Genomic DNA, 10805 nt, shown 5'->3' on the forward strand with positions numbered 1-10805 from the left:
ATTATAAAATGTTAACGGATCCAATTGCAGATTATTTAACACGTATCAGAAACGCCGTTATGGCTAAAAAAGATATGGTGGAAATTCCTTCATCTAAATTGAAGAAATCTATGACCGAGATATTATACAATAAAGGATATATCTTGGATTACAAATTCGAAGACGAATTTCCGGGAAGCATTAAGATAGCGTTGAAGTACCATCCGGTTACTAAATTACCCGCTATAACTAAGCTAACCCGAGTTAGTAAACCTGGTTTAAGAAAATATGTTGGAGCTGATGAATTACCGCGTGTTCTCAACGGCTTAGGCATTGCCATCTTATCAACATCGAAAGGTGTTATTACAGATAAAGAAGCCCGTGAATTGAACGTAGGCGGTGAAGTCATTTGTTACATTAGTTAGAAAGGAGATTATTATGTCAAGAATAGGTAAAGCCCCGATAACAATCCCCACTGGTGTAACAGTTACTGTTTCCGGTGAAAATTTGGTAACCGTAAAAGGTCCAAAAGGAGAATTAAAACAACAAGTTGATCCTGCTATCGCTGTTAAGATAGAAGGTACGGAAATATTAGTTCAACGTCCGAGTGATGAAAAAGAGTATCGTTCAAAACACGGTCTATACCGCGCTCTTATTCAAAATATGGTTACAGGCGTTTCCGAAGGATATAGAATAGTACAAGAATTAGTAGGCGTTGGTTATAAAGCTGAAGCTAAAGGTCAAATTCTTGAATTGTCTTTAGGTTATTCTCATAACATCCATTTGGAATTATGTCCCGAAGTTAAAGTTGAAACTATTACGGAAAGAGGTAAAAATCCATTAATTATATTAACATCTAACGATAAACAATTAATCGGACAAGTTGCCGCTAAAATCAGATCTTTCAGAAAACCTGAACCGTACAAAGGTAAAGGTATTAAGTTCCAAAATGAAGTGTTACGTAAAAAAGCAGGTAAATCAGCAGCTAAGTAAAAAATCTTAAGAAGCATGAAAAGTAAAAAAGAAATAAGAAGAGGTCAAATTAAAAAACGTATCAGACGTGTTATCAACGGTACGGCTGAAAGACCACGTATGTCGGTATTTAGAAGTAATAAAGAAATTTATGTACAACTTATAGACGACACTAAGGGAAATACTCTTGTAGCAGCTTCTTCAAGAACTATTGAAGGTGCAAGTTCTATTGCAAAAATAGAACAAGCTAAAATGGTAGGTAAAAATATCGCTGAAAAAGCATTACAAGCTGGTATTACTAATGTTGTATTCGATAGAAACGGTTATTTGTATCACGGTAGAGTTAAATCTTTAGCAGAAGCTGCTAGAGAAGGAGGCCTTAAATTTTAAGAATTATGTTAGACGCAAATATAAAAAGAGTAAAATCAAGCGAAATCGAATTTAAAGATAGGCTTGTTAGTGTTCAAAGGGTAACTAAAGTTACTAAGGGTGGACGTACATTCAGTTTTTCTGCTGTTGTAGTTGTCGGTAATGAAGAAGGTGTTGTAGGTTATGGCCTCGGTAAAGCCAGCGAAGTTACTGCAGCTATTGCAAAAGGTGTCGATGATGCTAAGAAAAACCTAATTAAGGTTCCTGTATTAAAAGGTACTGTTCCTCATGAACAGGAAGGTAAATACAGTGGTGCAAGAGTATTTCTAAAACCGGCAGCCCCAGGTACTGGTGTTATTGCAGGAGGTGCTATGCGTGCAGTATTGGAAAGTGTTGGTATAACAGACGTTCTTGCTAAATCTAAAGGTTCATCAAATCCACACTCAGTGGTGAAAGCTACCTTTGATGCTTTGATGAAAATGCGCGATCCTTATACGATTGCTCAACTAAGAGGTGTCGACTTAAAAACAGTGTTTAACGGATAAAATTTTTTGAATTATGGAAAAAATTAAAGTAACTCAAACAAGAAGTGTCATCGGAAGACCTAAAAAACAAAAACTTACGATGATTGCGCTCGGGTTGACTAAAATGAATAAAACCGTTGAGCATAATGCAACTCCTCAAATTTTAGGTATGATAGATAAGGTTAAACACCTTGTTAAAGTTGAAAATGTTTAATAAGTAAATCTTGAATATATGGATTTAAGTAATCTAAAACCTGCAAAAGGTTCAGTAAAGAAAAGTAAAAGAATAGGTCGTGGTCAAGGCTCCGGTAAAGGTGGAACTTCTACAAGAGGACATAAGGGTGCTAAATCACGCTCTGGATATTCTCACAAGATAGGTTTTGAAGGTGGTCAAATGCCATTGCATCGCCGCTTACCGAAATTCGGCTTCAAAAACATCAACCGTGTAGAATATGTTGGTATTAATCTTGACACTATTCAACAACTTGTTGAAAAAACCAATATTACCGATTTGGATAAAGCTTTCTTCATAGATAACGGCTTTGTGTCTAAAAACGATTTAATAAAAATTCTCGGTAGAGGTGAATTGAAAACTAAAGTTAATATTAAAGCTAATGCTTTTACTGCAACAGCTCAAAAAGCTATTGAATCATTAGGCGGAGAAGCTACTAAAATTTAGTAAATTATGGGTAAGTTTATTGAAACAATAAAAAATATTGGAAAGATAGAAGAACTGAAGAAAAGGATACTCTATACTCTCGGAATTATACTAATATATAGATTCGGTTCTTATGTTGTTCTTCCGGGTATAGATCCCGAAGGTTTGACCCTTCTTAAACAACAAGGCAGCGATGGCTTGTTGGGACTTTTGAATATGTTCTCCGGAGGAGCTTTCTCAAATGCTTCTATTTTTGCTTTGGGTATTATGCCTTATATCTCCGCATCAATTGTTATTCAATTGTTGGGATTGGCTATACCTTATTTTCAAAAATTACAAAAAGAAGGCGAAAGTGGTCGTCGCAAGATGAACCAAATTACCCGTCTTCTTACTATTGTAATAGTTGCCCTGCAAGCCCCCGCTTATATGACTAATGTACTTCGACAAGTACCTAGAATGTATATATTTCCGTTTGATCCTAATGCCACGGTAACACCACCGTTCTTCTTTATCTCATCGGTGATTATCCTTATTGCCGGAACGATGTTTGTAATGTGGTTGGGTGAACGTATCACGGATAAAGGTATCGGTAACGGTATTTCATTAATAATTATGATTGGTATTATTGCACGCTTGCCCTTTGCTCTTTTCGGAGAATTTGTTTCAAGAATGGAAGCTCAAGGTGGCGGACTGGTAATATTCTTAATAGAATTAGTGGTATTTATCATTGTGGTAATGTTATGTATCCTCTTAGTGCAAGGTACGAGACGAATTCCGGTACAGTATGCAAAAAGAGTTGTAGGAAATCGTCAATATGGTGGAGTTCGCCAATATATTCCTTTGAAAGTTAATGCCGCAGGTGTAATGCCTATCATTTTTGCTCAGGCAATTATGTTCCTCCCGATGACCTTCGCAGGTTTCGGATCAGAAGGAATGGGCAAGTTTGCAGCAACTTTCTCAAATATCAACGGATTCTGGTATAATTTCGTTTTCTTCCTCTTGATTGTTTTCTTTACATATTTTTATACAGCTATTACGGTTAATCCGACTCAAATGGCTGAAGATATGAAGAAAAACGGAGGATTTATTCCAGGAGTAAAACCCGGCAAGAAAACAGCAGAATATATTGATACAATTATGTCTCGCATAACTTTACCAGGATCAATATTTTTGGGACTTGTTGCTATAATGCCTGCAATTGTAAGATTATTCGGTGTCAATACACAGTTTGCTCAATTCTTCGGTGGTACTTCATTGTTGATTCTCGTTGGTGTTGTGTTAGATACACTTCAGCAGATCGAAAGTCATTTATTGATGCGTCACTATGACGGATTGACGAAATCAGGTAGAATAAAAGGTCGTACTTCGTAAAAGGCTTAACATGTATCTGAAAACAGATCAAGAAATTGCTTTAATTAAAAAATGTTCTTTGCTTGTTGGAGAAACTCTTGCTGAAGTAGCTAAGTTGATTAATCCTGGTGTTTCAACAAAACATCTTGATAAAGTGGCAGAAGAGTTTATTAGAGACCATGGTGCAATTCCGGGATTTTTAAATTACAACGGATTTCCGGCTTCACTCTGCATCTCAATAAACGACACTGTTGTTCACGGAATACCGGATGAAAAGACAATTCTTAAAGACGGTGATATTGTTTCGGTTGATTGCGGCACAATTATTGACGGTTGGTATGGCGATTCTGCCTTTACCTTTGAAGTCGGAGAAATTGCACCGGAAATAAAACAACTCTTAAAAGTCACCCGTGAATCTTTAGAATTGGGAATTGAAAAAGCAGTAGCCGGAAATCGTGTAGGTGATATAGGCTATGCTATTCAGAATTACGTTGAGAGCTTTGGTTATTCGGTGGTAAGAGATCTTGTAGGTCATGGAATCGGTCGTAATATGCATGAACCTCCTGAAGTACCGAATTACGGTAGAAGAGGTAATGGCATAAAGCTCACTGAAGGGATGGTTATCTGTATTGAACCTATGATTAATATGGGAACATATCGCGTTAAGATGTTGAGTGATGGCTGGACTGTGAAAACTGCAGACGGAAAACCTTCGGCACATTTTGAAAAACAAATTGCAGTAAGAAAGCATAAAGCGGAAGTACTGATAAGTTATGATGAAATTGATAAAATAATAAAAGATAAATCTTAAAATATGGCAAAACAATTGTCGATAACTCAAGACGGAACAGTGTTGGAATCACTGGGAAATGCAATGTTCAAAGTTGAACTTGAGAATGGCCATGTAATTATTGCCCATATTTCAGGTAAGATGAGAATGCATTATATTCGCATATTGCCGGGAGATAAAGTCAAATTGGAAATGTCACCATATGATTTATCAAAAGGTAGAATAATTTTAAGATATAAGTAAAAACAACACAATGATACCACATCATGTCAAATAAATTGGGAAAGTAGATTAATATAAAAATCATGTGGTTGAATATGTTGATTAAAGCAAGAGTAAAAAATTAAATTATATTTCGTATGAAAGTAAGAACCTCAGTAAAAAAACGTACAGATGACTGTAAAATCGTCCGCAGAAAAGGACGCGTATATATTATTAATAAGAAAAACCCTAAGTATAAACAAAGACAAAATTAAATAAATATTTATGGCTAGGATTGCAGGTATAGATATACCAAAAAACAAACATGGAGAAATAAGCCTGACTTATATTTACGGGATCGGCAGAAATCGTTCTCGCGAGATCCTTGCAAAAGCAGGTGTTCCTTATCAAAAAAAGGTGCAAGATTGGAATGATGATGAAATCACTCGTATTCGTACTATCATCAATGATAATTATAGAGTAGAAGGTGAATTACGTTCGGAAGTTCAAATGAATATCAAACGACTGATGGATATTGGTTGTTACAGAGGGATCAGACATCGTATCGGTTTACCGTTGCGTGGTCAGAGTACTAAGAATAATGCCCGTACTCGTAAGGGTCGTAAGAAAACGGTTGCTAACAAGAAGAAAGCACCTAAAGGTTAATAGTTTTATTTCCAGTTTAAATAATTATTTTCTTACTATAATAAAGTATATATTATGGCTAAATCAAAAAGCAAAGTTACAAAGAAAAGAGTTGTTAGAATCGAACCTTTGGGTCACGCTTACGTAACAGCATCTTTTAATAATATTATTATTTCTTTGACAAATACGGCAGGACAGGTTATATCTTGGTCATCAGCCGGAAAAATGGGCTTCAGAGGCTCAAAGAAAAACACTCCTTACGCAGGCCAAAGAGCGGCGGAAGATTGTGCAAAAGTGGCGTATGACCTTGGATTACGTAAAGTTAAAGTCTTCGTTAAGGGTCCGGGTTCGGGAAGAGAATCTGCAATTCGTACTATCCATTCCAACGGAATAGAAGTAATTGAAATCAGAGATGTTACTCCATTACCACATAATGGTTGCCGTCCTCCTAAAAGAAGAAGAGTTTAATTAAAGTGTTGGTTAATAAAAATTTTAAAAAATGGCAAGATATATAGGCCCAAAATCAAAAATCGCCCGTAAATTCAGAGAACCTATTTACGGTCCCGACAAATATCTGGAAAGAAAAAATTACGCTCCGGGTATGCACGGTGTAAATAAAAGAAAGAAAAAGACATCGGAATACGGTCTTCAGCTTGAAGAAAAACAAAAAGCTAAATATACTTACGGTATCCTTGAACGTCAATTTAGAAATATCTTCGAAAAGGCATCTCATAAAGGTGGTGTAACCGGTATTATCTTATTGCAATTGATTGAATCAAGATTAGATAATATTGTATATCGCTTCGGGATAGCTCCTACAAGAGCAGCCGCACGCCAACTCGTTGGTCACCGTCATATCGAAGTTAACGGAAAAATTGTAAATATTCCTTCTTATCAATTGAAACCGGGTGATATAGTTAGCGTGAGAGAAAGATCCAAATCACTGGAAGTTATTACTAATTCAGTAGCGGGCAGAAGTAACCAACTTTCTTGGCTCGAATGGGATAGTAATCTTTTAAGTGGCAAATTCATGAATTATCCGGAAAGAGACGAAATTCCGGAAAATATAAAAGAACAACTTATTGTTGAGTTATATTCTAAATAATAAAATATAAAATAAAAATGGCAATATTAGCATTCCAAAAACCCGATAAGGTCGTAATGGTCGAATCTTCCGAAACCCTCGGAATATTCGAATTTAGTCCTCTTGAACCGGGTTTCGGTACAACAATCGGAAACTCACTTAGACGAGTTTTGCTGTCATCACTCGAAGGTTTTGCTATAACTTCAGTAAAAATCAGTAGTGTTGATCACGAATTCTCTTCAATTAAAGGAGTAATCGAAGATGTTACTGATATCGTACTTAACCTTAAACGCATCCGCTTCCGTCAACAAGTTGCGGGAGAAGATAACGAAGTTGTTAAAATAGTTATCGGCGATCAAGAAGTTTTTAAGGCCGGCGATATCAATAAGTTCTTGAATAATTTTCAAGTACTTAATCCGGAACTCGAAATATGCCACATGGAGTCTAATGTTAAGCTGAATATTGAATTGATAATTAATAAAGGTAGAGGTTATGTTCCCGCTGAAGAAAACTCTCAACCAAATCATGAACATGGTATTATCGCCATTGATTCAATTCATACACCGATAAAGAACGTTAAATATATTGTTGACCATCATCGTGTTGAACAAAAAACTGACTATGAGAAACTTATTCTCGAAGTTGAAACCGACGGCTCAATAAATCCTAAAGACGCTCTTAATGAAGCAGCTAAAATATTGATTCATCATTTATTGCTTTTCTCCGACGAAAAAATATCCGTAGAAGTGGAAAGAAAATCCGTTACGGAAGAATTCGATGAGAATACATTGCATATGCGCCAATTGTTGAAAACAAAATTGACCGACCTCGATCTATCCGTTAGAGCACTTAATTGCTTGAAAACAGCAGAGGTAGAAACACTTGGAGAACTCGTTCAATTTAATAAAGCCGACCTCCTGAAATTCAGAAATTTTGGTAGAAAATCTCTAACAGAACTTGAAGAATTAGTAAAATCAAAGCAACTGGAATTCGGTATGAATATTTCTAAATATAAACTTGATAAGGATTAATAGAGATGAGACACGGAAAAAAAGTAAATCACCTTGGCAGAACAAGCTCACATCGTAAAGCTATGCTATCTAATATGGCTTCTTCACTTATTCTGCATAAAAGAATTCAAACTACTACAGCTAAAGCTAAAGCACTTAAAGTGTATGTTGAACCGTTAATTACAAAATCTAAAAACGATACAACGGCTTCTCGTCGTGTAGTATTTAGTTATTTGCGGAATAAATATGCTGTAACTGAGCTGTTTAGAGATGTATCACAAAAAGTGATGGATAGACCGGGTGGATATACCAGAATTATTAAACTTCCTAATAGACTTGGTGATAATGCGGAAATATGCATTATAGAATTGGTAGATTATAATACTCTTCTTCTCGATGCTAAGAAAGATGAAAAGAAAACTACTCGTCGTTCTCGCCGTGGCGGTACTAAAACAACTAAGGCTGAAATCGAAACTACTAAAAAGGAAGATGTAAAAGCTGAAAAAACAGGTATTGAAACAAAGGCTAAGGAACAACCTGCTGAAAAAGTTCATGTAGATGAAACTGTTGCAGAGATGGAAGAAATTCCGATGGTTGAAAAAACTGAAGTAGTTGAAGAACCAAAAGCTGAAGTGGAACCCGTTGCGGAAGTTCCAGAAGAACCGGCCGCAGAAACTCCGACTGCTAAAGAGGAAACGGAAAAATAAAAAATTAAATATGATTTTGAAGCGGGGATAAGTTTTTACTTTTCCCCGTTTTTATGTATAAAAACGATTAATTAAATAAAATTAAAATGAAAAAATTAACATTATTAATTATCATTTTAATTGCAACTTGTGTAGTTACTATGGCACAACCGAGATCCATTGGAGGACGCTTAGGTTGGGGCGTAGGAGCTTCATATCAACATGGATTTGGTAAAAAAGGTATGCTTCAGACAGATATAGACTTTAGAAATTTTTCGGGAATCCAAGGTACGGTAACCTATAACTGGATATTTCCTATTAATTCTTGGAATGGTTCAGGTTCATGGAATTGGTATGCCGGAATTGGTGGTGGACTTGGCTATCGTTGGTGGTATGACCATGTTATGCATCGGACTAACGATGCAGTTCTTGATAGTTGGTTCGCGGGTATCGCCGGTATGATTGGTGTGGAGTATAACTTCAAATTTCCATTACAGCTTTCTTTAGATTGGCGTCCACTTGTTGGCGCATATTTTAATGGCACTTATTCGGTGGGAGATTTTTTGTACGGAACTGCTGCTATTGGAGTTCGTTACAAATTTGGAAGAAAACATTGAGAAATAATAATTTTACTATTGATATCATCTCACAGAAAGTTGCGGCGTTTTGCCGTTAAAAATGATTTTATTTATGCATAACAATAATTTTAAGAACGCGGATAAGTTTTACTTTTTCCCCGTTTTATATATAAACATTTAAATTAAATTACAATGAGTCAAATAGTTCATATCGTAGCACGACAAATCCTCGATTCAAGAGGTAATCCTACAATTGAAGTTGATGTTTACGCAGCTTCAGGAGCTTTCGGAAGAGCAGCTGTGCCCTCCGGAGCATCTACAGGTGTTCATGAGGCAGTAGAACTTCGTGATGGAGATAAATCTTACTACATGGGTAAGAGTGTACTTCAAGCAGTAAAAAATGTTAATGATATTATTGCTCCCGAAATTAATGGTACTATGGTAACCGACCAAATAGATATCGATAAAATTATGATCGATTTGGACGGCACTCCTAATAAAAGTAAATTAGGTGCCAATGCAATATTAGGCGTTTCTCTTGCGGTTGCTAAAGCAGCAGCTCAAGAAACAGGACAAGACCTTTTCAGATATATAGGCGGTGTGAATGCAAATATTTTACCGGTTCCTATGATGAATATTCTTAATGGCGGTAGTCATGCGGATAATAGTGTGGATTTTCAGGAATTTATGATTATGCCGATCGGAGCACCTTCTTTTGCTGAAGGATTAAGAATGGGTACCGAAGTTTTTCATAACTTGAAAGATGTTTTGAAAAAAGCAGGTTATTCTACTAACGTAGGTGATGAAGGAGGGTTTGCTCCTAATTTAAAAAGTAATGAAGAAGCAATTCAGGTTATCTTACAGGCTATAGAAAAAGCAGGTTATAAAGCCGGTGAAGATATCTACATTGCTTTAGATCCCGCTTCTTCCGAATATTATATTCCGGAAGAAAATGTTTATCACCTTCATAAATCAACCGGAGAAAAATTAACACCTTCACAGATGGTTGATTTTTGGAAAAATTGGGTTGATAAATATCCGATATTTTCCATTGAAGATGGTATGGCTGAAGACGATTGGGATGGTTGGAAATTGATGACCAAATCGCTTGGTAATAAAATCCAGTTGGTTGGTGATGATTTATTTGTAACGAATGTTGAAAGATTGCAGGAGGGAATAAATAGAGGTGTTGCTAACTCTATTTTGGTGAAATTAAATCAAATAGGCAGCTTAACAGAAACTATTAATGCTGTAAATTTGGCACATTGTAATAAATACACTTCCGTAATTAGTCATCGTTCCGGCGAAACTGAAGATACAACTATTGCCGATTTAGCAGTAGCTGTAAGCTCCGGACAAATTAAAACCGGTTCAGCTTGCCGAAGCGAAAGAATTGCAAAATATAATCAATTATTAAGAATTGAGGAAATTCTGGCTTCTTCAGCAATATATAAAGGAAAAGATTTATTAAAGAGATAAATATGTTGATTAGACACGAAATATTGTGTCTCTGTTGATATATTGAATTGAAAACCCTTTGAAGTTTCAAAAACTTCAAAGGGTTTTTTTATGCAATTATTTTAATCCATACAGCAATTTCACTGTTTAATTATCGGCTTTAGATTATTAAAATTTGTATTAATATCATCGGAATATTCCAAATATTGTATATAATATATTATAATAATAAAAAATACGAATATTCAATATTCACACAATCAACCTAAAGCGATATTTTATAAAAATAATTTTTAAAAAAGTGATATAATAAATAAAAAAGTATTATTTTTGCAGTCCGTTTGAATGATGACATTATAAAGTTATCACAGATTGGAAAGAGAAAGTTCTTTGACATAATTTAAGCACAAAAGACCTGTGGAGCGACCTGTTATTTATGAATAGGTATTTCATTAATTAAATGAGATTATCTTGACATAGCATAAAGGCAATGGTAATAAT

Annotated in this window: 16 protein-coding genes and 1 pseudogene; all 17 read left to right on the top strand. The window is 35.5% G+C overall.

Going from position 1 to position 10805, the window contains the following annotated elements; genetic code table 11:
* The first annotated feature begins 8 nt into the window (after positions 1–8).
* A complete protein-coding gene (gene rpsH / locus LBP67_11095) occupies positions 9–404 on the top strand; it encodes a 30S ribosomal protein S8 (protein MDR2085528.1) in 396 nt (131 codons plus the stop codon).
* Between the two features lie 13 nt (positions 405–417).
* On the top strand, positions 418–972 hold the full coding sequence (gene rplF / locus LBP67_11100) for a 50S ribosomal protein L6 (protein ID MDR2085529.1): 555 nt from the start codon (positions 418–420) through the stop codon (positions 970–972).
* Between the two features lie 15 nt (positions 973–987).
* A complete protein-coding gene (gene rplR / locus LBP67_11105; protein MDR2085530.1) occupies positions 988–1341 on the top strand; it encodes a 50S ribosomal protein L18 in 354 nt (117 codons plus the stop codon).
* A 5-nt stretch (positions 1342–1346) separates the two neighbouring features.
* Positions 1347–1865: a 30S ribosomal protein S5 gene (rpsE, locus tag LBP67_11110; protein MDR2085531.1), complete on the top strand. Its 519-nt coding sequence runs from the start codon at positions 1347–1349 to the stop codon at positions 1863–1865.
* 13 nt (positions 1866–1878) lie between these two features.
* Complete coding sequence (gene rpmD, locus LBP67_11115; GenBank protein ID MDR2085532.1) at positions 1879–2058, top strand: 50S ribosomal protein L30; 180 nt, start codon at positions 1879–1881, stop codon at positions 2056–2058.
* 18 nt (positions 2059–2076) lie between these two features.
* Complete coding sequence (gene rplO, locus LBP67_11120; protein ID MDR2085533.1) at positions 2077–2523, top strand: 50S ribosomal protein L15; 447 nt, start codon at positions 2077–2079, stop codon at positions 2521–2523.
* A 6-nt stretch (positions 2524–2529) separates the two neighbouring features.
* On the top strand, positions 2530–3873 hold the full coding sequence (gene secY, locus LBP67_11125) for a preprotein translocase subunit SecY (protein MDR2085534.1): 1344 nt from the start codon (positions 2530–2532) through the stop codon (positions 3871–3873).
* Between the two features lie 10 nt (positions 3874–3883).
* Entirely contained in the window at positions 3884–4663 is a 780-nt protein-coding gene (gene map, locus LBP67_11130; protein ID MDR2085535.1) for a type I methionyl aminopeptidase, read from the top strand.
* 3 nt (positions 4664–4666) lie between these two features.
* On the top strand, positions 4667–4885 hold the full coding sequence (gene infA, locus LBP67_11135) for a translation initiation factor IF-1 (protein MDR2085536.1): 219 nt from the start codon (positions 4667–4669) through the stop codon (positions 4883–4885).
* 116 nt (positions 4886–5001) lie between these two features.
* A complete protein-coding gene (gene rpmJ / locus LBP67_11140) occupies positions 5002–5118 on the top strand; it encodes a 50S ribosomal protein L36 (GenBank protein MDR2085537.1) in 117 nt (38 codons plus the stop codon).
* Positions 5119–5128: 10 nt separating this feature from the next.
* Positions 5129–5509: a 30S ribosomal protein S13 gene (gene rpsM, locus LBP67_11145; protein ID MDR2085538.1), complete on the top strand. Its 381-nt coding sequence runs from the start codon at positions 5129–5131 to the stop codon at positions 5507–5509.
* A gap of 54 nt (positions 5510–5563) precedes the next feature.
* The gene (gene rpsK / locus LBP67_11150; GenBank protein MDR2085539.1) at positions 5564–5956 is read left to right on the top strand and encodes a 30S ribosomal protein S11; all 393 of its coding nucleotides are present in this window, start codon (positions 5564–5566) and stop codon (positions 5954–5956) included.
* Between the two features lie 31 nt (positions 5957–5987).
* The gene (gene rpsD / locus LBP67_11155; protein MDR2085540.1) at positions 5988–6593 is read left to right on the top strand and encodes a 30S ribosomal protein S4; all 606 of its coding nucleotides are present in this window, start codon (positions 5988–5990) and stop codon (positions 6591–6593) included.
* Positions 6594–6610: 17 nt separating this feature from the next.
* On the top strand, positions 6611–7603 hold the full coding sequence (locus LBP67_11160) for a DNA-directed RNA polymerase subunit alpha (protein MDR2085541.1): 993 nt from the start codon (positions 6611–6613) through the stop codon (positions 7601–7603).
* Positions 7604–7608: 5 nt separating this feature from the next.
* Positions 7609–8046: pseudogene (gene rplQ / locus LBP67_11165) on the top strand (50S ribosomal protein L17).
* Between the two features lie 383 nt (positions 8047–8429).
* Complete coding sequence (locus LBP67_11170) at positions 8430–8885, top strand: hypothetical protein (protein ID MDR2085542.1); 456 nt, start codon at positions 8430–8432, stop codon at positions 8883–8885.
* Between the two features lie 153 nt (positions 8886–9038).
* Positions 9039–10325 (top strand): phosphopyruvate hydratase, encoded by a 1287-nt coding sequence (gene eno / locus LBP67_11175; protein MDR2085543.1) that lies wholly within the window; start codon positions 9039–9041, stop codon positions 10323–10325.
* The last annotated feature ends 480 nt before the right edge of the window (positions 10326–10805 follow it).

The sequence above is a fragment of the Bacteroidales bacterium genome (assembly GCA_031276035.1).
Taxonomy (GTDB): Bacteria; Bacteroidota; Bacteroidia; order Bacteroidales; family BM520; genus RGIG7150.

Bases quoted from the DNA above. Each gene is read 5' to 3' on its own strand.
- rpsH (MDR2085528.1), top strand. From the start codon at position 9: ATGTTAACGGATCCAATTGCAGATTATTTAACACGTATCAGAAACGCC.
- rplF (MDR2085529.1), top strand. From the start codon at position 418: ATGTCAAGAATAGGTAAAGCCCCGATAACAATCCCCACTGGTGTAACA.
- rplR (MDR2085530.1), top strand. From the start codon at position 988: ATGAAAAGTAAAAAAGAAATAAGAAGAGGTCAAATTAAAAAACGTATC.
- rpsE (MDR2085531.1), top strand. From the start codon at position 1,347: ATGTTAGACGCAAATATAAAAAGAGTAAAATCAAGCGAAATCGAATTT.
- rpmD (MDR2085532.1), top strand. From the start codon at position 1,879: ATGGAAAAAATTAAAGTAACTCAAACAAGAAGTGTCATCGGAAGACCT.
- rplO (MDR2085533.1), top strand. From the start codon at position 2,077: ATGGATTTAAGTAATCTAAAACCTGCAAAAGGTTCAGTAAAGAAAAGT.
- secY (MDR2085534.1), top strand. From the start codon at position 2,530: ATGGGTAAGTTTATTGAAACAATAAAAAATATTGGAAAGATAGAAGAA.
- map (MDR2085535.1), top strand. From the start codon at position 3,884: ATGTATCTGAAAACAGATCAAGAAATTGCTTTAATTAAAAAATGTTCT.
- infA (MDR2085536.1), top strand. From the start codon at position 4,667: ATGGCAAAACAATTGTCGATAACTCAAGACGGAACAGTGTTGGAATCA.
- rpmJ (MDR2085537.1), top strand. From the start codon at position 5,002: ATGAAAGTAAGAACCTCAGTAAAAAAACGTACAGATGACTGTAAAATC.
- rpsM (MDR2085538.1), top strand. From the start codon at position 5,129: ATGGCTAGGATTGCAGGTATAGATATACCAAAAAACAAACATGGAGAA.
- rpsK (MDR2085539.1), top strand. From the start codon at position 5,564: ATGGCTAAATCAAAAAGCAAAGTTACAAAGAAAAGAGTTGTTAGAATC.
- rpsD (MDR2085540.1), top strand. From the start codon at position 5,988: ATGGCAAGATATATAGGCCCAAAATCAAAAATCGCCCGTAAATTCAGA.
- LBP67_11160 (MDR2085541.1), top strand. From the start codon at position 6,611: ATGGCAATATTAGCATTCCAAAAACCCGATAAGGTCGTAATGGTCGAA.
- LBP67_11170 (MDR2085542.1), top strand. From the start codon at position 8,430: ATGGCACAACCGAGATCCATTGGAGGACGCTTAGGTTGGGGCGTAGGA.
- eno (MDR2085543.1), top strand. From the start codon at position 9,039: ATGAGTCAAATAGTTCATATCGTAGCACGACAAATCCTCGATTCAAGA.